A 20,389-nucleotide genomic window follows, 5' to 3' on the forward strand; every position below is an offset into this window, starting at 1 on the left:
TGCTCCCTTACCCCACCCAGACGCTGTGGTCACCCTGCCGCAACGCTACTGGCGATTGCCGCAACCCTGTTCTCCCCCACGGGCGCCGTTCCGGCGGTGGAAGCTGCTCCCGCAGAAAAAACAGAGCCAGCCGGCAAGAAGCCGGCCAAGGTGGATGCCCGTACTATCTACGCCGCCGCCGATGTCACCGAGCAGCCGCAAGTAGAAGTCTCACCAGTTTTTCGTCGGCCCCCGACTATTTCCGTACCGGCGGAGGAAGTGCTTGTCGTGCTAAGCTATGCGGTTATGGACGACGGCAGGGTCGGCCCAGTCATCATCCACGAGTCGAACGATCCGGCGTTCCGAGGCGAAATTCTTCTAGCTCTCAACAGAGCCCGCTACAAGCCAGCAAAGATCGGGGATAAAGACGTTCATGCCTGGCAGACCAAAGCATTTGCCATTCCGGCCAATGCTCCATTCTGGAAGGATGACAAGGAGGATAATCCCATTTATGAGCTGAGCGACGACATAGAAAAACCAACTATGATCGGGCATCCGCGTATCACATATCCGATCGCTCTAAAAAACAGGCGGATCACAGGAAGCGTTAAGCTTAAGTATTTGATAAATAATGACGGGCGTACCGGCATTATGGTGATAGAACACTCCGACCATCCCTTGTTTACCGGAGCAGTCATTTTTGCCATGCGTGATCAAAGATTCAATCCTGGCAAGAAGAACGGCAAGCCTATCAATGTATGGGTCGATCAGGAGTTTCCGTTCGACCTCAGGTAGCGCGCGGCCCACTCAGCGCCGATACACGGCATAGGTGCAGACGATCTGCACCATGGTCACATTCGCCCCACCCGCTCCGGCGCGCACGCGGTGAGATTGGCCGCAGCGGGGGCAGTTACCGACGTAAGCGGTGCCTTCGCGGTTTAAATAGAGGCGCCCGTAGGTGTTGCAGGTGACGAAGTGCGAGCCGAGGAACTTGCGGCCGGTGGCACTGGATGGCTCACGGCTCACGGCGGTCGCGCTTTTCCAGTTGGTCCCAGATGGTGTCGAGGCCGGCCAGCATGCGGATGGCTTCGCCCCAGTCTCCCTCCCGCACAGCGGTGTCGCAGTAGTCGTAAATGCGGTTGAGGCCGAGCGCGACTTCCGGGGCCTTCTGGTAATCGAGGCCGCTACGCAGGTGCTGCAGGCCGATGAGCGCCTGCTCCGTCTCCTGATGGGTGCAATGCTCCAGCGCCCGACGCGTCACGTGGCGGAGGCGTTCCATGGGGGTGGAGGCAGTGGCCTGGACTTTCTGGTAAGCGGCTTGCACGTTGTGTTTCATGGAGTGGTGGCCGAAGCCACGTCGGAGGAGGAGTTCGCGGCGGGCAGGCTTATATCGTGAGACTCTGCCCAGAGCGCGATGTTCAACAATGGCCAAAGGGCGAGGTTGAACATGCGTTCCTGCGAACGTTCGAGCAGGAACTGTACCGCCTCTCCGTTACACAATTCATCTACCAGCTCGGAGCCCAGCAGGGTTTCGCGGGCGAAGGTGCGCCAGGGGCCAGCCAGGCATTCCTGGAAGGGCGTGGGGAACGAAACCTTGGGCCGGGTGAGGATCTCCATCGGCACTTCGTGGCGGAAGCCTTCGCGCAGCACGCGCTTGGGCAGCACGAGGCCGCGCTGGTCGAGCTCTTGCGCGTTAAGCGTCTTCCCCATCTCGCGCGCCTCGTCGTCGGCCCAGTCCAACTTCTGGTGGTCGGGCAACTGGAAGGCGAGGGTCATCAGCTCGGGATCGGTAAAGGGGACGCGGCCTTCGACGCTGGCGGCCATGGTGCTCGAATCCAGGCGGCTGAGCAGGCCTTCGAGGTTGATCTGCGCGTGCAGGTGCAGGTAGCGGTCCATCGGCGAGAGCTCCTTCAGCCCTTCCAATACCTTGAGGTAGTGGAGGAACATGGGCTCGTCGTTCTGGGTGTCGCGAATCGTCGCCGGGTTGAGGATCTGGAACTTGAGGCTGAGCGGTACCCAGGAATTGAGCCGGAAGTAGTGCTCGGTGAGGTTGCCAAACTGGTCGACGCCGTAGAGCCGGCGCAGCGACTTCTGGTAGGCTTCGCGCTCGGCCTGAGGCCAGCCGCCGAGGGTGCCGGCGCGTTCGAAATCCCAGGCGGAGGCATAGGGCAGCGTGTAACCGGCAAAAACTTCATCCGCCCCTTCTCCGCTAAGCGCCACGGTATATTCCTTGCGCAGCGCGCGCGCGAGGCGGTAGATGCCGACCTCGTTGGGCGTGCTGAGGGGCTGGCCTTTTTGCGCGATGAGGTGCTGCCAGTCGTCGAGGTAGTCTTCCTCGCTCAGCAGGGTCTTTTGGCAGCGCAGGTTGTAGGCCTCGGCCGCGAGGTCGACATAGGGGAACTCGTGATAGGCTTGGCCGAAGGTGCCTTCGCGCTCATAACCGACGGTATAACAGTGGTAGTGCCCGAGGGTCAGCTCGCTGGCCTGGCTGGCAATAATGGTCGAATCGAGACCGCCGCTGAGGAAGCCGCCGAGCGGCACATCGCTGATCAACTGGCGCTGCACGGCGCGGCGCACGTGCGCGCGCACTTCTTCGGCCACTTCGCGGATGTCGCGCTGGCGCTTGGCCGAGGCGGGCACGGCGGGCAGCTGCCAGTAGCGGTGCGGCATGGCCACCGGGAGGCGGGGGCTGAGCTCGAGCATGCTCCCGGGCTCAAGCGTGCTGACGCCTTGCACGAGGGTCCGCTGCCCCAGCGTGGTGCGGATGGTGGAGAGGTAATGCGAGAAGGTGACGACGTCCAACTCGCGCTTGATCCCCGGAAATGTCAGTATGGCGCCGAGCGAGGAGGCAAAATAGCAGCGACTGCCGACGAAGGCGAAGAAGAGCGGCTTGATGCCCGCGTGGTCGCGCACCAGCCAGAGGCGGTGCTCGGCGGCGCGGTAGTAGGCAAAGGCAAACATGCCGTTGATCCGGCTGAGCGCCTGGCGCTTCCAGGCCTGAAGGGCGCGCAGGAGCACTTCCGTATCGCCTTCGCTGCGGAACGTGTGCCCTTCGGCCTCCAGCAGCGCGCGCAGCTCGCGGTAATTATAGATCTCGCCGTTGAAGACGAGGACGTCTCCCGTTTCGGCGTCGACCCAGGGCTGGGGGCTGCCCTCGACGTCGATGATGCTCAGGCGGCGGTGCGCAAAGGCGTATCCTGGGCCTTGGGCAAACCCTTCCGCGTCCGGGCCCCGACGCTCCAGGCAGGAGGACGCTTCGCGCACCCACTGCAGTGGCAGCGACTCCCGGGTCGAGGCATCAAAGGCTCCGGCAATTCCACACATAAGTCAGTAGACAATAAAGATACGTAAAGGTTCGGTCCGGCTAGGCATCAGTTTAGATAAACCCGTCGAAATCACGGGTCAAAGGCGGAAAAAGCTTCCCCCTTACGGTCCCTGCAGCGGTGGAAACTTTTTCCCCGCAAGTTGGCAAGAGGTGCCTGCCAAAATTGCAAAAATTTCATCTTATTGAAAATCAACGCATTCCAAGAAGTGGCATCGGTTGCGCTTAAAGAATTTTCAGCGAAATACAGCGGCCCGCCGCCGCATCGCGAATCACTCAACTTCACTCAATACACAACCAACCAGCTTCGGAAATATGAGCGACATCGCACTCTCAGCCGGCATGCGGGCAAATCTGGTCTCGCTGCAAAAGACGTCCAACCTGATGAACAAGACCCAGGAGCACCTCTCCACGGGTCGCAAGGTCAACAGCGCGGTCGATAACCCCACCAACTTCTTCGCCGCCTCCAACCTCAACGACCGCGCCGCCCAACTCGAAGCGCGTCTCGACGGCATGGGCCAGGCGATTTCGACCCTGAATGCGGCCGACACCGCCATGACCTCCATGCGCAGCCTTGTCAGCGCGATGAAGGGTGTGGTCGATGAAGCCCTTTCCAGCTCCGACTCCGACGACCGCGCGGTGCTCGGCAAGCAGTTCAACGAACTGCTCTCGCAGCTCGACGGCTTCTCCCGCGATGGCTCTTATAAGGGCGTGAACCTCCTCAAGTCGTCCGAAAGCGGCCGCACCTCCGGCTCCACGACTCAGCTGACGGTTCAGTTCAACGAAAACTTTGGCGAAAGCACGCTCGGCATCCGCGGCGTGAACATCCAGGGCTCCACCGGCGGCGTGTCGCTCGACACCAATGGCGAAATCGCCAACGCCTCCGACATCACCAGCGCCCGCACGATCGGCACCGCTACCGTGTCGCAGCAATACGCGATCACGCTGAATGTCGACGGCGCCGGCCTCACCAGCGGCGGCACCGGCGTAGCCAACCAATCGGTGGTCGGCATCCGCGCCGCCGACGTCACGGGCACGGCCTCCGCCGGCCAGAACGCCAACGGCACCAGCCACTCGATCAGCTTCGTCGACCCCAACACCTATCAGGAAAACCTCCGCGCGATGGTGCAGGACCTCGAGAAGTTCGACCAGGCCTTGGTAAACTCCTCCAAGCAACTGGCCCAGAACGTCAACATCGTGACGGTGCGCCAGGACTTCACGACCGACTTGATCAACACCCTCGAAGAAGGCGCCGACAAGCTGACGCTGGCCGACCTGAACGAGGAAGGCGCCAACTTGCTGGCCCTGCAGACCGCCCAACAGCTGGGCACGCAGTCGCTCTCGCTGGCCTCCCAGTCCAATCAGTCCGTCCTGAGCCTGCTGGGTTAATCCCGCGGCGCGGCCTGAGACGGGAGGCGGCCTGAATCCCCTCCCCTTCCACTTTTTACCGTCGGCTCGCAGAGCGGCGGTCGTTCTTTGACCATAGACCTTTTCTCATTCGACTGAGTCACCTTTCGGACTGCCTTTCCTTTTGACTTTGGGAAGCCCCACGGTGGGGCCTCCCTTGGAGCTAGAACATCTCCATCCTTACCAGAAAGGTAGCCATCATGAACTCCATCGCCCTTAGCGCCGGTATGCGCGCTAACCTCGTGTCGCTTCAGCAATCCTCCAAGCTGCTGGGCAACACCCAAGAACGTCTGGCCACTGGCCGGAAGGTGAACTCGGCCGTCGACAACCCGACGAACTTCTTCGCCGCCTCCAACCTCAACGACCGTGCTACGCTCCTCGAAGCACGCCTTGACGGCATGGGCCAGGCGGTGAGCACGCTCGAAGCCGCCGACAATGGTATTACTGCCATGCGGGGCATCGTGAGTGCGATGAAGGGCGTGGTTGACGAAACCCTGTCCAGCTCCGACTCCACGGACCGCGCGAACCTGGGCAAGCAGTTCAACGAGCTGCTCGTCCAACTGAAGACTTTTGCGGACGACTCTTCCTACAAGGGCGTCAACCTGCTGAAGTCCGACCAGGCCGACCGCACTTCCGGCGGGACGGAGACGATGACAGTCCAATTCAACGAAAAGTTTGGCGATTCGCAGCTCTCGATCACCGGCATCAACGTGCAGGGTGCGACGGGTGGCGTGTCGCTGGACAGCAGCGGTGAAATCGCCAATGCCTCCGATATCACGGGCTCGCGCACGGTGGGGACCAACACGGTTTCCCAGCAGTACGCGATCACCCTCAACATCGACGGCACCGGCCTCACCAGCGGTGGCACCGGCGCGGCCAATGCGGCCGTGGTGGGCATCCGCTCGGCAGATATCACCGGTACGGCCGCCGCTGGCCAAAACGCCGGTGGCACCAGCCATACGCTGAGCTTCGTTGATGGCGACAACTACCAGACCAACCTGCAGCAAATGGTGCAGGATCTGGAGGCGTTCGACCAAGCCCTCGTCAACACCGCCAAGCAACTGTCCCAAAACGTGAACATCGTGTCCCTGCGGCAAGACTTCACGACGGACATGATCAACACGCTCGAAGAAGGCTCGGACAAGTTGACGCTCGCCGACTTGAATGAAGAAGGGGCGAATCTCCTCGCGCTGCAAACTTCGCAGCAGCTGGGGATTCAGTCACTGTCGCTGGCCTCGCAAAGCCAACAGTCCGTCCTCAGTCTCGTGGGTTAATCCCTCGGACAGTGACTCCGATAAAAAAGCGCCCTCTCGCGGGGGCGCTTTTTTTGTGCCCGGAAAAAATTTTCGCATCTCTCACATTTTTCTCTCAACCGCGTCTAGGGCATCCGATTTATAAGGCGTCGGCAAGAATTGCTGACAGCGGCAGAAGCCGCTTCCTCAAAAACATACATCACCAGAAAGGTAGTTCACATGAACGGCGTTACTCTATCCGCAGGTATGCGGTCCAACCTGGCTTCGCTTCAAAAGACGCAAGCCACTCTCGGCCAAACTCAAGAACGTCTGGCCACCGGTCGTAAGGTCAACTCCGCGATTGACAACCCGACCAACTTCTTCGCCTCGTCGAACCTCAATGACCGCGCCGGCAAGCTCGAAGCTCGCCTCGACGGTATGGGTCAGGCGATCAGCACGCTGAATGCGGCTGACAACGGCATCACCGCCATGCGCGGTATCGTCGGCGCCATGAAGGGTGTGGTTGACGAAGCCCTCGCCAGCTCCGACTCCAACGACCGCGCCAACTCCGGCAAGCAGTTCAATGAACTGATGGTTCAGCTGAACCAGTTTGCCAAGGACGCGTCCTACAAGGGCGTGAACCTCCTGCAGTCGGCCCAGTCTGACCGCACTTCGGGTGGCACGGAAACGATGACGGTGCAGTTCAACGAATCCTTCGGCGACTCGACCCTCGAAATCAAGGGTGTGAACGTCCAAGGCTCCACCGCCGGCGTCACGACCGACTCCAACGGTGAAATCGCGAACTTCTCCGACATCACCGGTTCCCGCACGGTCGGCACCAGCACGGTGTCCCAGACCTACGCCATCACGCTGAACGTCGACAGCTCCAGCATCGCCTCCGGTGGCACCGGCTCCGCCAACGCCGCCGTCGTGGGTATCCGCTCGGCCGACATCACCGGCGCCGAAGGCGCTGGCCAAGGCGCAGACGGCACGGCTGGCTCGATCAGCTTCGTGGACGACAGCACCTACCAAGGTAACCTGCAGCAAATGGTGAAGGACCTCGAAGCCTTCGACCAAGCCCTGGTGAACAACGCGAAGCAACTGTCGCAGAACGTGAACATCGTTTCGCTCCGCCAAGACTTCACCACGGACCTGATCAACACCCTCGAAGAAGGTGCGGACAAGCTGACGCTCGCCGACCTGAACGAAGAAGGTGCGAACCTCCTGGCCCTGCAAACCAGCCAACAGCTCGGTATCTCCTCGCTGTCCCTGGCCTCGCAGTCCAACCAGTCGGTCCTCTCCCTCGTGGGTTAACGACCGAGGTGGAGACAGTATCTCCTCCTTTTCAAGAAGGGCAGGCCTGATCGGGCCTGCCCTTTTTGCTTATAGGGTAAGAACTTAACGCGCTACCTATGCAAAAGGCACTAACCCTGCTCCACAAGTGGTCGATATTCCAACCCGGAAAGCTTTTCCCCATGGAGCGCCTCAGTTCCCAGCAGATTCGCGAGTTCATCAACCCGCTGGCCTTTACGACCTCGCGGAGTGCCACCGCCACGTCTTCCGCCGAAACGGCACGTGAGAAGCGGATCGTCACCTCCAATGCCAACGAATCGCTTTCCCTGATCCTCGGTGCCTCCGGTCGTCTGGACGACCTCCAATACAACCTCCAGTCGATGCGGGAATATGCGGTGCTGGGCTCCCGGGGGAGCCTGCCCGACCATAAATACGACGAGTACTTCGGGGCGCTCCGCTCGTTGACAACCGGTTTCGAGCAGGTGGTGCAGGCCACGAAGTTCAAGAACAAGGAAATTTTCGATGGGCGCGAAGTCGTGCTCAACACCGGCGCCAGCAAGGTCAAGCTCGACATCAAGAGCCTCGGCCTCTCGGGCGACGAATCGCTCGACCTGATCAAGCGCCCTGCCGGGGCCAAGATCGACGTCGGCTACGATGTCGCCACGCTCGTCCGCAACCAGTCTTCGGGCCTCAAGGGCTTGGATATTTCGTCCGCCCGCGGCATCGAACGCACCGACTTCATGCCGGAGCTGAAGGACGGTAACTACAAGCTGGAGATCGTCTATCAGGGGCCGGATTCGCAAATCAAGATTCGCGACCAGTTCGGCAAGTTGCTGGAGACGAAGAAGGGCGTCGACCTGAGCGGATCCGGCCAGGAAAAGGTGCAGATGGGCATCGGGATGGAGCTCACGATCGACAAGCTTCAGGTGCTGCAATCTTACGACAAGTGGGATTACGAGAACGACGGCCCCGTCTCTCTCTACGCCGACCTCGATTACAAGCAGGTCTATTTCCACGAATTGCAGGACGGCAAGGAAGCCGCCAACCAGACGAGCAGTGTAGACTGGGACTTCAAGGCGCGCCGCCGCTACACCGGCCCCGCGCTGAACCTGTTGGGCATCGAAACCAACGGGGTCGACCCGGTGAAGCAGGAGCTGGAGAGCGGCGTCTACAATATGAAGGTGATTTACAAGGGCGCCAAATCGGTGGTGGAGCTTTACGACGCCGATGGCATGCTCAAAAGCCGCGTCGGCGGTCTCGACTTGTCGGCGCAGGGCGAACACGACATCGACCTCGGCACGGGGGTGCGCTTTACCTTCGAGAACAAGGGCTACGGGGCGGATGACCGCAAGACGATCCACGCCACTTTCAGCTACGAATCTGCCGATTCCTACGAACGCGATTTCGACTTTGCTGGCTACGTGAAGAAGATCGACGCCGCGCTCGAAGTCATTGCCGAGCAGAAGGCGAGCTTTGCGCAGGCCCAGGATCAGGTGATGCGCGTGGTGCAGCTGCAACAGGGCTTTGCCACCGGCTCGGCCAACGGTGCTGCCGCTGCCGCCATGCTGGGCGCAGCCGGCGGCTCTTCCAACATCCTCGGCCTGATGGGCTCGATGGGGGGCGGCTCTGGGATCATGGGGATCATTGGAGGCAATCCGGCGGCTTCGGCGCAGCTCAACGCCACGGCGGCGCAAATGCTTTCGACCATCAGCTCGGCCGGTGCCGCTGCCGGGAACCTTTCGTCGCGCGCAATGTCCTACTAGTCGTGGCCGCCGCGTCGCAGTCTACCCCGCTCTACGCCAGCGCTGGCTATGCCCAGAGCTTTGCCGAATGGATGCAACCGGTACCCTTGCCCCGCGCAGGTGGCCATTTACTTGCGCGCGCCTGGCAGGCGACAGGCTGGGATTTGATGGCGCCCTACCCTTTGCTGCAGGTGGCTAACTGGCAGGCGCTGGAAGAGGACCTCGCGGGACTCGACCCGCGTTACGCCAGCCTCGTCGGGGTGACCGATTCGCTGGCGGACGTGACGGAGGCTCAACTGCAGGCACTTTTTCCCGCCCTTTGCCGTCCCTTCAAGCAGCACCAGATCGTGGATCTGCAAAACGAGCCGGCCTCGCATTTCAGCAAACACCACCAGCGCTACGCACGTGCCGCCGCCAAAGTAGTGGAAGTCGAGGAGCTGCCTTCGCCCGTGGAGGTGCTGGACACCTGGTGCGCCCTGTATGACGAATTGATCCGCCGACACGAGATCACGGGGTTGACGCGCTTTTCCCGGGAGAGCTTTGCGGTCCTGCTCGGCCAGCCGGGGTGCCGGGCCTTTGCCGCACGCCACCGCGAGAGCGGCGAGATCGTGGGCATGATCCTGATGGCCGACGCCGGTATCGATACGCATTACCACTTGGGGGCCTACAGCCCGGCGGGCTACGAAGCGAAGGCGTCTTTCGCGCTGTTCGATGCGATTATCGCCCGCTATGCCCAGGAGGGTTTCCGCTTTCTCAATCTCGGCGGAGGTGCGGGGTTCAAGGACGACCCGAACGACGGGCTGGCGCAATTCAAGCGGGGCTGGGCCACGATCCAGCGCCCATCTTACCTGATTGGGCGAATCATTAACCATGCTTACTATGAAAATTGGAGCAATAGTGCCGATGCCTTAGATAGCGCCTATTTTCCAGCCTATCGTGATCCTCATCTTCGCCCATCATTTTCCGACCGCTCCTGACCATGTCTAGCTATCACTATAATCTCGGACTTTCTTTCTCTGCGGTAGCCGAACAACATGGTGACCGTCCTGCGCTCCGCTACCCGAACGGTCGCAACGTCACCTACCGTCAACTTTTGGTGCGGGCGCGGCAGATGGCCCGCCTGATGAGCTCGCGCGGGCTGGGCATGGGCGACGTGGTCTGCATTTTCCCCAACCAGTCGATCGACGCCTTCGCGACGGTCCTGGCCGCCCTGAGCATGGGCGTGATCTATACCCACCTCGACCTCAACCTGCCGGACGCCACCCTGCAGAGCATGATGGAGCAGGCCCGCCCGCAACTGGTGCTGGCCTCGCGCTCCGACCGCCTGCGCGCCTGCGCCCTCTCCAACCATGTGGGGCGTCGACTCATCTGTTTCGAGGATCCTCAGATCCAGACCGAGCTGATGGCACACCCGGCCGATGAGCTGATGGAGACCCCGGCGGTAACGGGCCACCACCCGGCTTACCTGATGTTCGACATCGAGGCGGAGGGCCAGCCGACGGCCTCCATGATCACCCATGCGAACCTGCTGAATTTCGTGGCCTGGGTCCGGGAGCGCTTCATGGTGTCGCCCGACGACGTCTTTACGCACCTCAACCACCTCGCCTACGAAAACGGCGTCTTCGATCTTTTCGGCAGCCTTTTCAATGGTGCCTCGCTCGTGCCGATTGGCCGCGAGGTGCTGCACCAGCCGCGCGAACTGATCAATACGGTCAACGACATGGGCTGCACGATGTGGTATTCGGTGCCTTCGCTCTTGATCTACCTGCTGCGCTTGCACGCGCTGCGCCCGGGCGACCTGCGTGGCCTCTGCACGGTAGCTTTTGGCGGCGAAACGTTCCCCAAGGCTCCGCTGCGCGCGCTGGCCCGCCACCTGGGCGCCGGCATCCGCCTGATGAACGTCTACAGCCTGGCCGAAGCGACGAGCATCGGCGCGGCCTACACCGTCAATCCACGCGACCTGGTCGAAGACCGCCTGTTACCCTTGGGCCATTTCGCCGAAAACTTCCAGGCCCACGTGCTCAACGATCAAGGCCAGCCCGTGCCGGTGGGTCAAGTGGGCGAGCTCTACCTGAGCGGTCCAAATCTCGGGCTGGGCTACTACCGCGATGCCGCCCGCACCGAGCAGGCTTTCTTCCGCTACGTAAACGAGAAGCACATCCCGGAGACGGTCTTCCGCACCGGCGATCTCGTACGCCAGGACCCGGAGACGGGCTACTACCACTTTGTCGGCAGCCGCCGCAACCGTGTGGAGCGCAGCGGCCACGTGATCGAGCTGGAGTTGATCGAAGCCTCGCTGGGCTCGCTGGAGGGCGTGTCGGAGTGCGCGGTCGTCTACCTGCGCGACGCCCAGGGCCAAGGCCGCATCGTCGCCTACGTCAACGCGAAGGATTTCGACGGCGAGGTGCTGATGATGGCCCTGCGCTGCCGCCTGCCGCAACACATGTTGCCGGAGCAGATCGTATCGCTGTCTCCCCTGCCCAAGCACGCCGACGGCAAGGTGAATCGACAACAGCTTGCAGAGATGACGCTCTCCTAGCAAAGTCGGGCCGATGCAGCCTCGGCAATACCTCCTGATCGCCAATCGTGCCTACGCGTGGGAACGCATGGTGCGGCTGGGGCTGAACGTGGCCGGGATTGCTGCCGTGGCGGGCTCTTACCTGGAGCGGCGACTCGTAGCCGAGGGGGTGCCGCATTTTTCCTTCGACCGCAAACGACAGTTGCTCGACTGGCTCAAGCTGCAGTCGGCCGATGTGGTCGTATCCAATGGCTGCCCGTTTATCCTGCCGATTTCGGCACTGACGGAGCCGTTGCCGGGCGTGCGGTTCGTCAACCTGCACCCGTCTTGCCTGCCCGACCTGAAGGGGCCCCACCCAATCAACGGCGCGCTGCTGCATGGCCGCGATGCGGGTGCTTCGTGCCACTTGATGGACGATGGGATCGACACCGGGTCCATCATTTCGCGGGTGCGCATCCCTTTTTCACCGGATCTCGATGCGGGCCTGCTCTACCAGCTGTGCTTCCAGGCCGAGGCTGATGCCTTTGAGCTGGCGCTGACCCGTGATTTCGCGCCTTTGCCCGCAAGCGAAACGCTACCTGGGCCCCGCGAGCTTCCCCTGCTCTATTACCGCGCCGGAGAAGAGGACCTGCGGATCGACTTTGGGGAAAGCGCGCAGCAGATTTGCCGCCGCATCCGGGCGTTTGCCACACGAGGCCGAGGGGCCTTCGCCATCATCGCCGGCGAGCGTTTTGTGATCCGCGACGTGGAGACGATCGAGAATCCTTACGTGCTGGAACAGTTACCGAAGCACGCCGATCGCTCGATCCTGTTCGTCTACGAAGGGCGCGTCGTCGTCCGCCTCGGGTCGGAGTGCCTGAAGCTGAAAGCGATTGAGGGGCCGGTGGAAAAATTGTCTCCCGCCCAGCGTCTCGTCTAGGCCTTTGGCATGCCGCAGGGCATGGAAAACTCTTCCGCCCGGCTGCGGAAAGGGTTGCCGCCAAGAAAAGCGTCACGAGGAGAGAAAACTTTATCGCACTGATAAAGAGCGTATTATAAAACGCGGCACCGTGGTTGCTTATTCGATGAGTATGCAATTAGGCATGGTCCAGAGTGCAGTGGCGATGAACGGCTTGGAGCGCTGGCAACAAGCTGTGTCCCATAATCTGGCCGCAGCGCAAGTGGCGGGCTTCAAGCCTGTCCAAGGCTCCTTTCAAGCCACGCTGGCGGGCCAGCTGCCCGGTTCGACCCGTGCCGAACTGATGAGCGCGCCTTCCGAGGGCCGCTCCCCCACCTACCAACAGACCCGCAACTTCGCGGGCGGCAGCCTCCGCTCGACCGACAACCCGAACGATGTGGCGCTGACCGGCGAGGGCTTCTTTACGATCGAGGCGGCGGGCGGCGAAACGCTTTACACCCGCAACGGCGAGTTCCACGTGAGCCCCGAGAACTACCTCGTGACCAGCAACGGCTCGCTCGTGATGGGCGATGCCGGCCCGATCCAGCTCACGCCCGGCCAAGGGCAGCTGAAGATCACCGCCGATGGCCGCGTCTCTCAAGGCCTGCTGCCGCTCGGCAACCTCCAGATCGCCCAATTCGAAAGCCCGCAAAAGCTGATCCCGACCGGCGGCTCGTTCCGCGTGGATCCGGAGAACGACCCGGGCGCCGCAGCGATGGACCAGAACGCCATCAGCCTCGCTCAAGGATTTGTGGAAGAATCCGGCGTCCAGCCCATCCAGGAGATGGTCAATTTGATCACGATCTCCCGCGCGCACGAAACCCACCAGAAGATCATCCAGAGCTACGATCAGCGTCTGCAACAGACGATCCAGACGCTCGGCGATACCCGCTAACCCTGATCACCGGCCATGAACCTTTCCCTTTACGCCAGCGCCACGGGCATGGAAGCCCAGCAGCTCAACCTGAATAACATCGCGAACAATATCGCGAACGTGAATTCGACGGGCTACAAGCGCTCCAAGGTCGAATTCCAGGATCTGCTCTACCAAAGCCAGGCCCCCAAGGGCGGCGATGTGGGCGGCGGCGGCACTGCCCCGACCGGCATCGAAGTCGGTAACGGTAGCCGCGCGGTCTCCACCACCAAGGTGTTCTCCCAAGGCCAGCTGACCCAGACGGACAACCAGTGGGACGTGGCCATCGACGGCGAGGGCTTCTTCCAGCTGACCCGCGCCGACGGCTCCACGGTTTACACCCGCGACGGCTCCCTCAAGGTCGACCCGACCGGCCAGATCGTGAACAACAACGGTCTCGTCTACACCGGCCTCGGCGCTGTCCCGGCCAACGTCACCGGCGTGTTCGTCGCGCCGACCGGCGAAGTGAGCTTCGAGACGCCCAACGGCATCGTGCCCGGCCCGGTGATCCAGATGACCCGCTTCAGCAACCCGAACGGCCTCAAGTCGCTCGGCGGCAATCTTTACGAAGAAACCCAAGGCTCCGGCGCCCCCGTCGTCGGCAATGCCGGGACGGATGGTTTTGGCGTGCTGCGCCAGAACTACCTCGAAATGTCGAACGTCAACGTGGTCGAGGAGATGGTCAATATGATCGTCGCCCAGCGCGCCTACGAGATCAACTCGAAGGCGATCCAGACCAGTGACGAGATGATGGCCACCGTCAACCAGCTCAAGCGCTAGTGATCCGCATCCTCCAGTCCATTCCGCTCCTGCTCGTCGGTAGTCAGGCCCTCGTTGCCGCTCCGGCGGACAGCCTGATGGCCCTACTCGAGCCGGTCGCCATGGTGGAAGCCGCGTCGCAAAAGAGCGCCGCCCCGGTGATTACGTCCGCCCCCGCCCAAGCCAAGGTGGTCGCCGAAAGCGCCACGGTGATGGAGCTGGGCCACGAGGTGGTCGTGGGCCTGCTGCAGGCCAAGCTGGCCAGCTATTACCGCCTGAGCGGCGACCTCGTGCTGCAGCCGCAGGGCCGAGTCGTCCCCGCTGCCGTCAAGGGCAGCTACGACCTGCAAATCCTTTCCGCTCCGGCCGACTTGAGCCAGAGCGTCTACGTGCGCTACCAAATCACGAGCGATGGCGTGCCGGTGCAACAAGCGAGCCTGCAACTGCGGGCCGAGCACTGGCTCGAAGTCTACGTCGCCCGTCAAAGCGCCCGCCGCGGTGAAGCCCCCCAAATGGCCGACCTGATCCTGGAGAAGGTCGACACATTGCGCTACCGCGAAGAGCTGGTCGACGCCGCAGTCGACCTCGGTGCTTACGAGCTGGCCCTGCCCACGCAGCCCAACCGCCCGCTCGCCTGGCGCAACCTGACGACCCGCCCCCTGATCAAAAAGGGTGCGTTGATCGACGCCCAGGCCAGCAACCTCGCCATGGTCATCACCCTGCCCGCCGTCGCGCTCGAAGACGGGCAGAAGGGTGACTTCATCCGCGTCCGCAACCTGCAAAGCCGCAAGGACATTACCGCCCGCGTCATCGATGAAAATGTGGTGCAAGTCAATTTCTAGCCTCGCGCTCGTCCTCGCCGTCTCTACCGCTTCGGCGGAATCCCTCTGGAAGAAGGCGACGAACGACGAACGCGGCCTCTATACCCGCCAGACGGCTTCCCGGGTGGGCGACATCCTGACGGTGCTCGTCAGCGAAAACGCCTCCCTCTCCGCCAGTGGACCCAACATGCAGAACGCCGGCTCCACCTCGGGCCTCAAGTCGGAAATCTTCCGCCTGATCGACGAGAAGGACCTGCACCCGCTGCACATCGGCACCAACAGCAGCGGCGAGCCGATCGAGGTCGACCTCTCCAGCATCTTCCGGGGTGATTACGCGAGTGGCGATGCGAGCTACGAGCAGACCATGAGCGTGTCTCAAGTGCCCATTTCCGTGACGGTGATCGACACCTTGCCCAACGGCAACCTGGTGGTCGAGGGCGCCAAGATCGTCTCGGTCAACAAGGAGCGCCTCTACGCCGTGCTGCGCGGTGTCGTGCGCCCGCAGGACGTGACCGGCACCAACACCGTCACCTCCGGCCAGGTGGCCAACGCCTACGTGGAATTCGTAAGCGAAGGCAGCCTGAGCGACGCCCAAAAGAAGGGCTGGTTTACCCGCATGATCGAAAGGGCCAACCCGTTCTGAGCCATGAAGCGCCTCTTCGCCATTTTCCTCCTCAGCCTCCTGGCCGGCCTCGCGTCGGCCCAGGCCTCCCGCATCAAAGACCTCACGGTGGTCGAAGGCGGCCGGTCTAACCAATTGATCGGCTACGGCCTCGTCGTGGGGCTGGCGGGCGATGGCGACGGCACGAGCAGCAAGGCCACGCTGCAGTCGGTCGCCAACATGCTTTCCCGCTTCGGCGTCCAGGTGGATACCGAAGACATCAAGAGCGACAATGTGGCCGCGGTCATGATCACGGCCGAGATCGGCGCCTTTACCCGTGAGGGTACCCGCCTCGACGTGGTCGTCAGCTCCATCAGCGACGCGAAGACGATCCAGGGCGGCGTGCTGCTGCAAACCCCGCTGCGCGGTGCCGACAACGTCGTCTACGCCGTCGCCCAAGGGCCCATCGCGGTAGGCGGCTTCCTTGGCGGCTCCGGAGGCTCCACGGTGCAGAAAAACCACCCGACGGTGGGCCGGATCCCCGGCGGCGCGATCGTGGAGCGTGAGGTGCCGACCACCATCGTGCAGCGCGACATGCTCAACCTCTTGCTGCTCAATCCAGATTTTACCACGGCGGTGCGGATGGCGCACTCGATCAACGAGCGCTTCCCCGGCGTGGCCCAGGCGACCGATTCGGCAGCCGTCAATGTGCTGGTGCCGCAAAACATGCGCAACCAGGTGGCCAACTACCTCGCGGTGATCAACTCGCTGGAGGTCATCCCCGACATCACGGCACGGGTGATCATCAACGAGCGCACCGGCACCATCGTCGCGACCCAAAACGTGCGGATTTCGAAGGTGGCGATCAGCCACGGCTCGCTGACGGTCACGATCAGCCAGAGCAACAACGTGAGCCAGCCCAACCCGCTGGCCCCTGCCCCGCCCGCCGGTGGACAGCCCACCCAGGGCGAAGACGGCACCATCGTCGCCCCCGGCGGCAATACCGTCGTGACCGCCAACACCCAGACCGATGTGGCCGAAGAGCGCGGCGGCTTCCGGGTGATCGACGACCTGCCGACGCTCGACCAACTGACTTCCGCCCTCAACGCCCTGGGCGTCTCCACCCGCGACATGATGTCGATCCTGCAATCGCTCAAGGCTGCAGGCGCCCTCCAGGCCGAACTCATTATCCAATAACTGCCGCCATGGACATTACCAACGCCATCAGCCCCATGACGACCGACGCCTCCCTCTTGCGCGACCAGCTCTCGCAGGCGGGCGCGCAGCAGGGCGCCAGCGAGGTCGAACTCGCAAGCGGCCAGTTCGAAGCCATTTTTGCCCGCCAGTTCCTGGACGAAGCCCTCAAGCCGATGTTCTCCGGCGCGCTCTCCGAGAGCGGTGCCGGGCCCGACCTCTACCGCTACATGCTGGCCGACAGCCTCTCGCAGAGCATCAGCCAGCGCGGCGTCTTCGGCATCGGCCATGTGCTGCAACACCAACTGCAATCCACCCCCGCCGCCAACGCGGATACCCTTTCCCACTAACCATGATCGCTCTAGACGAAGCCCAATGGCAGCCTTTGGCCGCCGCCTTGCGGGACGAGGCCCAGGAATACGCCTGGTTGCTCTCCCTCCTCGAGCAGCAGCAAAAGGGCATCCTCGAGCAGAACTACGCCGAATTTCCGGAGCTGACCCACTCGATCGAAGAGCAGCTCCGCACCACGGCCGAAAAGCGCGGCAGCCGCGAATCCCTCGCCCAACAGTTGCGCCGTCAACTGGGGATGGACGAGCGTGCGCCGCTGCGCGAAATCGTCCAACTGGTGCAGGGCCCCGCCCACGGCATGTTCGACGAGCTGCTCAAGGAGCTGCGCAGCCTGACGGAGCGCCTGCAAAACCGCTCGCGCCAAAACAAGCTGCTGCTCGCCCGTGCCAACGAACTTTCCCGGGAACTGCTGAGCTACCTCCAGCCCACGCAGAGCCAGACGACTTACAACCAACGTGGCTACCTGGCCTTCAAGACCAATAGCCGCAGCACCTCCCTGAGTCTGCAAGCCTAGCTCCCATGGCCCTCCTCCAAGGCATTTCTTCCAACGCGCAAGCCCTCAACACCTACGGGCGCGCTCTGCAAGTGACGGGCAACAACATTGCCAACGTCAACACGCAAGGTTATGCCCGCCAAGTCGTCCAGGTCGGCTCCAGCCACAGCTACACGCAAGGCCGCTCGGTCCAGTCGACGGGCCTCTCCGTCACCGGCTACAGCGACGTGCGCAACAGCATGCTCGACGCCCAGATCATGCGCGAGCAGAGCGTGGCCAGCCGCTACGGCAAGGAGACCGAAATCCTCTCCGAGCTGCAGACGCTGCTGGGCGACACCCTCGGCAAGACGGAGGCCCTTTCCACCCTCGACGGCGCTTCGGAAGATACGCTCTCCGGCGGGCTGCGGGGCGACTTGCAGGCCTTCTTCTCTTCCTGGGACGCCCTCGCCGCCGCCCCCAACAACAGCTCGGCCAAGGCCCAGGTGCTGGAGGAAGCCCAAACGCTGATCGAGCGCCTCAACTCGACCGACACCCGCCTCGCCAACATGCAGGGCGACCTCGACCAACAGGCGGGCCTGTTGATCGGCCAGGTGCAAAAGCAAGTGAGCCTGATCGGCGATTACAACCGCCAGATTTCCAGCCTCGGGCCGAAACAGACCGAGCAGGCCAATGAACTGGAAAGCAAGCGCCAGCAGGCCCTCGAAGAGCTTTCCAAGTATCTCGACTTTACGCCGCAGCCGCAGGACAACGGGATGATCAACCTGATGGTCACCACCACCGACGGCTCCAACCTGAGCCTGCTCGAAGGCGCCGGCAGCACCCTGAAGCTGAGCTGGCAAGACGGCAAGCTGGTGGGCGGGCCCGATGGCGGCACCCTGCGCCTCAACAACGGCCAGCTGGCCGCGATCGAGAAGAGCCGCAACGGCATCATCGCCGAAGCCCGGGGCACGCTCGATGCCGTGGCCGGCCAGCTCGTCCAGTCCACCAACGCGGTTTACAACCCCACTGGTGCGGCGGGGCAGAACTTTTTTGCCGCCGATGGCCAGACGGCCGGCAGCCTGCGCCTCGAAACCGGCCTCACCGCCGTCACGCTGCGGGCCAACAGCCCGGGCAGCGCGACCAGCAATGATGCCGCCCTCGCCATCGGCAAGCTCGCCACGCGCGAGTTCTCGGGCGCAGCCGGCGAGGTGATCGAAGGCACTTTCGACAGCTACTTGACGGACTTGACCGTGAAGGTGGGCTCGCGTCTTCAAGGCGCTCAGCAGGATGCCGATACTCAAACGACCATCCTCACTTACCTCGAAACCCAGCGCGACAGCGAGATCGGCGTGAACCTCGACGAAGAGGTGGCGCGCATGCTCCAGTTCCAGCGCTCGTATCAAGCTTCCTCCCGCGTGATGCGGGTCATGGATGAAATGATCCAGGACCTGCTCAACCAGATCTAGTTACTGCTAAACCGTCTGTCCCATGCGCGTCACATCCGACACCCTCTCCCGCAACATCCTCCCGCAACTCAACCAGTTGCAGGCGCGCCGGCAGCAGCTCCAGTCGACCATCGCGAGCGGCGTCAAGCTTTCGAACGCCTCCGATGCGCCCGCCGACGCTGCGCAGGTCGCGCGCATGAGCACGGCCCAGCAGGCGGCGGTCAACTACCGCCGCAATGCTGACATGGCGACGACGCAGATCAAGACGAGCGACCAGCAACTGGCCTTGCTCGGCAAGTTCCACGACCAGACCAATGGCCTGCTGGAAGGATACAACCAGGACCCGAGCGCCGAGCAGCAGGCGGCGACGGTCGAGACGCTCAACGAGCTGATCGAACAGACGGTAACGGTGCTCAATGACAAGTTGAACGACCAGCCGCTCTTCGGGGCCGACGGCACTTCGACGACGCCTTTTGCCATCGCACGCGACGCCGACGGCAACATCACCAGCTTTACCTACGAGGGCGGCACGGGTGACTGGAAGCTGCCCGCCAGCGCCTCGACCCAGATCAGCGCCGCCACCAATGGCGCGACCAACGCCAGCCTCGCCGACTGGGCCAACCAGCTGATCGCCCTGCGCGATGCCGTCGCTACCGGCGAGCGCACCGCCGTCGATACCGCCTCCAACAATTTTGACCTCGCGGAAGACAATCTGATGCTCGCACAAGTCGAGCTGGGCGGTAAACTGGCTCGGGCCGAAGCTGTCCGCAGCTCCGAATCCGAGATGTTCAACCTCCGTCAGGATGGGATCAACCAGCGCACCCAAGCCAACGTGACCGAAGCGATCGTCCAGTTCCAACAGGTGAACCAAGCCTACCAGGCCTCTCTGCAAGCCGCGAGCCTGACGATGAACATGTCGTTGCTCGATTTTATCTAAAACCTGCAAAGTCCATCCGCATTTCACCCGATCTATCCAGAAAGGATCTCTTATGCCCCTCAAAATCAAGCTGAAGCCGCACGAACGAATTATCCTGGGCGGCGCCGTGATCACCAATGGCCGCAACGCCACCGAGTTCACGATCGATAACAAGGTGACGCTCCTGCGCGCGAAGGACATCATGACGGAGGAGATGGCCAACTCCCCGAGCAAGCGCATCTATTTTGTGCTCCAGATGATGTATATCGACCAGCGCCGCACCAAGGAGCAGTACGATACCTACCTGAAGCTGGTGAAAGATCTGCTGAAGGCGGCCCCCAGCTTGACCGATGTGGTGATGGACGTAAGTGAGGCCCTTCTCAACGACGACTTTTACAAGGCGATGAAAGCCGCCCACGTGCTGATCGAGCGCGAAACCTCCTTGATCAATCGTGCGCGCGGCGCAACGGCCCCGCAGGCATAACCGTAA

General features: G+C 62.4%; 21 protein-coding genes. 18 read left to right on the forward strand and 3 right to left on the reverse strand.

Annotated features, from left to right (window positions below):
- Positions 1-96: 96 nt before the first annotated feature.
- Positions 97-774 (forward strand): energy transducer TonB, encoded by a 678-nt coding sequence (locus Q7P63_05720; GenBank protein ID MDP0499580.1) that lies wholly within the window; start codon positions 97-99, stop codon positions 772-774.
- A gap of 12 nt (positions 775-786) precedes the next feature.
- Here Q7P63_05720 and Q7P63_05725 read toward each other — a convergent pair whose 3' ends face one another.
- The 3 genes from Q7P63_05725 to asnB are packed head-to-tail and all read right to left on the reverse strand — an operon-like array spanning position 787 to position 3,303.
- Positions 787-1,005: a hypothetical protein gene (locus tag Q7P63_05725; GenBank protein ID MDP0499581.1), complete on the reverse strand. Its 219-nt coding sequence runs from the start codon at positions 1,003-1,005 to the stop codon at positions 787-789.
- Positions 995-1,315, reverse strand: coding sequence for a hypothetical protein (locus Q7P63_05730; GenBank protein ID MDP0499582.1), 321 nt, complete (start codon positions 1,313-1,315; stop codon positions 995-997). Before Q7P63_05730 ends, Q7P63_05725 begins: the two co-directional genes overlap by 11 nt.
- Positions 1,312-3,303 (reverse strand): asparagine synthase (glutamine-hydrolyzing), encoded by a 1,992-nt coding sequence (asnB, locus tag Q7P63_05735; GenBank protein MDP0499583.1) that lies wholly within the window; start codon positions 3,301-3,303, stop codon positions 1,312-1,314. The genes Q7P63_05730 and asnB overlap by 4 nt, the downstream gene beginning before the upstream one ends.
- Positions 3,304-3,616: 313 nt before the next feature.
- On the opposite strand from asnB, the gene Q7P63_05740 reads away from it, so the two are divergent.
- The 17 genes from Q7P63_05740 (at position 3,617) to Q7P63_05820 (ending at position 20,383) form a co-directional block, all read left to right on the forward strand.
- A complete protein-coding gene (locus Q7P63_05740; protein ID MDP0499584.1) occupies positions 3,617-4,690 on the forward strand; it encodes a flagellin in 1,074 nt (357 codons plus the stop codon).
- Positions 4,691-4,908: 218 nt separating this feature from the next.
- On the forward strand, positions 4,909-5,982 hold the full coding sequence (locus Q7P63_05745) for a flagellin (protein MDP0499585.1): 1,074 nt from the start codon (positions 4,909-4,911) through the stop codon (positions 5,980-5,982).
- A gap of 225 nt (positions 5,983-6,207) precedes the next feature.
- Complete coding sequence (locus Q7P63_05750; protein MDP0499586.1) at positions 6,208-7,254, forward strand: flagellin; 1,047 nt, start codon at positions 6,208-6,210, stop codon at positions 7,252-7,254.
- A 161-nt stretch (positions 7,255-7,415) separates the two neighbouring features.
- Positions 7,416-8,996, forward strand: coding sequence for a hypothetical protein (locus tag Q7P63_05755; GenBank protein MDP0499587.1), 1,581 nt, complete (start codon positions 7,416-7,418; stop codon positions 8,994-8,996).
- 2 nt (positions 8,997-8,998) lie between these two features.
- On the forward strand, positions 8,999-9,952 hold the full coding sequence (locus Q7P63_05760; GenBank protein MDP0499588.1) for a GNAT family N-acetyltransferase: 954 nt from the start codon (positions 8,999-9,001) through the stop codon (positions 9,950-9,952).
- 2 nt (positions 9,953-9,954) lie between these two features.
- The gene (locus Q7P63_05765; GenBank protein MDP0499589.1) at positions 9,955-11,514 is read left to right on the forward strand and encodes an AMP-binding protein; all 1,560 of its coding nucleotides are present in this window, start codon (positions 9,955-9,957) and stop codon (positions 11,512-11,514) included.
- Between the two features lie 13 nt (positions 11,515-11,527).
- The gene (locus Q7P63_05770; GenBank protein ID MDP0499590.1) at positions 11,528-12,412 is read left to right on the forward strand and encodes a formyltransferase family protein; all 885 of its coding nucleotides are present in this window, start codon (positions 11,528-11,530) and stop codon (positions 12,410-12,412) included.
- Positions 12,413-12,557: 145 nt separating this feature from the next.
- Positions 12,558-13,325, forward strand: a complete 768-nt coding sequence (locus tag Q7P63_05775; GenBank protein MDP0499591.1) for a flagellar hook-basal body protein — start codon at positions 12,558-12,560, stop codon at positions 13,323-13,325.
- 15 nt (positions 13,326-13,340) lie between these two features.
- A complete protein-coding gene (gene flgG / locus Q7P63_05780; protein MDP0499592.1) occupies positions 13,341-14,123 on the forward strand; it encodes a flagellar basal-body rod protein FlgG in 783 nt (260 codons plus the stop codon).
- On the forward strand, positions 14,123-14,944 hold the full coding sequence (gene flgA, locus Q7P63_05785; protein MDP0499593.1) for a flagellar basal body P-ring formation chaperone FlgA: 822 nt from the start codon (positions 14,123-14,125) through the stop codon (positions 14,942-14,944). Before flgG ends, flgA begins: the two co-directional genes overlap by 1 nt.
- On the forward strand, positions 14,916-15,566 hold the full coding sequence (locus tag Q7P63_05790) for a flagellar basal body L-ring protein FlgH (GenBank protein ID MDP0499594.1): 651 nt from the start codon (positions 14,916-14,918) through the stop codon (positions 15,564-15,566). The genes flgA and Q7P63_05790 overlap by 29 nt, the downstream gene beginning before the upstream one ends.
- Before the next feature lie 3 nt (positions 15,567-15,569).
- Positions 15,570-16,721, forward strand: a complete 1,152-nt coding sequence (locus Q7P63_05795) for a flagellar basal body P-ring protein FlgI (GenBank protein ID MDP0499595.1) — start codon at positions 15,570-15,572, stop codon at positions 16,719-16,721.
- 8 nt (positions 16,722-16,729) lie between these two features.
- A complete protein-coding gene (locus tag Q7P63_05800) occupies positions 16,730-17,068 on the forward strand; it encodes a hypothetical protein (protein ID MDP0499596.1) in 339 nt (112 codons plus the stop codon).
- Between the two features lie 2 nt (positions 17,069-17,070).
- Complete coding sequence (gene flgN, locus Q7P63_05805) at positions 17,071-17,580, forward strand: flagellar export chaperone FlgN (GenBank protein MDP0499597.1); 510 nt, start codon at positions 17,071-17,073, stop codon at positions 17,578-17,580.
- Between the two features lie 5 nt (positions 17,581-17,585).
- Entirely contained in the window at positions 17,586-19,004 is a 1,419-nt protein-coding gene (gene flgK, locus Q7P63_05810; GenBank protein MDP0499598.1) for a flagellar hook-associated protein FlgK, read from the forward strand.
- A 22-nt stretch (positions 19,005-19,026) separates the two neighbouring features.
- Entirely contained in the window at positions 19,027-19,920 is an 894-nt protein-coding gene (locus Q7P63_05815; protein MDP0499599.1) for a hypothetical protein, read from the forward strand.
- 52 nt (positions 19,921-19,972) lie between these two features.
- Positions 19,973-20,383, forward strand: a complete 411-nt coding sequence (locus Q7P63_05820; protein MDP0499600.1) for a flagellar biosynthesis repressor FlbT — start codon at positions 19,973-19,975, stop codon at positions 20,381-20,383.
- Positions 20,384-20,389 lie beyond the last annotated feature (6 nt).

The organism is Verrucomicrobiota bacterium JB022 (genome assembly GCA_030673845.1).
In the GTDB taxonomy this organism is placed as follows: Bacteria; Verrucomicrobiota; Verrucomicrobiia; order Opitutales; family Oceanipulchritudinaceae; genus WOUP01.

What these genes read in the sequence shown, in the direction of transcription:
- flgN (MDP0499597.1), top strand. Translation starts at nt 17,071, where the DNA reads ATGATCGCTCTAGACGAAGCCCAATGGCAGCCTTTGGCCGCCGCCTTG.
- Q7P63_05775 (MDP0499591.1), top strand. Translation starts at nt 12,558, where the DNA reads ATGAGTATGCAATTAGGCATGGTCCAGAGTGCAGTGGCGATGAACGGC.
- Q7P63_05795 (MDP0499595.1), top strand. Translation starts at nt 15,570, where the DNA reads ATGAAGCGCCTCTTCGCCATTTTCCTCCTCAGCCTCCTGGCCGGCCTC.
- flgG (MDP0499592.1), top strand. Translation starts at nt 13,341, where the DNA reads ATGAACCTTTCCCTTTACGCCAGCGCCACGGGCATGGAAGCCCAGCAG.
- Q7P63_05750 (MDP0499586.1), top strand. Translation starts at nt 6,208, where the DNA reads ATGCGGTCCAACCTGGCTTCGCTTCAAAAGACGCAAGCCACTCTCGGC.
- Q7P63_05800 (MDP0499596.1), top strand. Translation starts at nt 16,730, where the DNA reads ATGGACATTACCAACGCCATCAGCCCCATGACGACCGACGCCTCCCTC.
- Q7P63_05755 (MDP0499587.1), top strand. Translation starts at nt 7,416, where the DNA reads ATGGAGCGCCTCAGTTCCCAGCAGATTCGCGAGTTCATCAACCCGCTG.
- Q7P63_05730 (MDP0499582.1), bottom strand. Translation starts at nt 1,315, where the DNA reads ATGAAACACAACGTGCAAGCCGCTTACCAGAAAGTCCAGGCCACTGCC.
- asnB (MDP0499583.1), bottom strand. Translation starts at nt 3,303, where the DNA reads ATGTGTGGAATTGCCGGAGCCTTTGATGCCTCGACCCGGGAGTCGCTG.
- Q7P63_05770 (MDP0499590.1), top strand. Translation starts at nt 11,528, where the DNA reads ATGCAGCCTCGGCAATACCTCCTGATCGCCAATCGTGCCTACGCGTGG.
- Q7P63_05745 (MDP0499585.1), top strand. Translation starts at nt 4,909, where the DNA reads ATGAACTCCATCGCCCTTAGCGCCGGTATGCGCGCTAACCTCGTGTCG.
- Q7P63_05765 (MDP0499589.1), top strand. Translation starts at nt 9,955, where the DNA reads ATGTCTAGCTATCACTATAATCTCGGACTTTCTTTCTCTGCGGTAGCC.
- Q7P63_05740 (MDP0499584.1), top strand. Translation starts at nt 3,617, where the DNA reads ATGAGCGACATCGCACTCTCAGCCGGCATGCGGGCAAATCTGGTCTCG.
- flgK (MDP0499598.1), top strand. Translation starts at nt 17,586, where the DNA reads ATGGCCCTCCTCCAAGGCATTTCTTCCAACGCGCAAGCCCTCAACACC.
- Q7P63_05815 (MDP0499599.1), top strand. Translation starts at nt 19,027, where the DNA reads ATGCGCGTCACATCCGACACCCTCTCCCGCAACATCCTCCCGCAACTC.
- Q7P63_05790 (MDP0499594.1), top strand. Translation starts at nt 14,916, where the DNA reads ATGAAAATGTGGTGCAAGTCAATTTCTAGCCTCGCGCTCGTCCTCGCC.
- Q7P63_05820 (MDP0499600.1), top strand. Translation starts at nt 19,973, where the DNA reads ATGCCCCTCAAAATCAAGCTGAAGCCGCACGAACGAATTATCCTGGGC.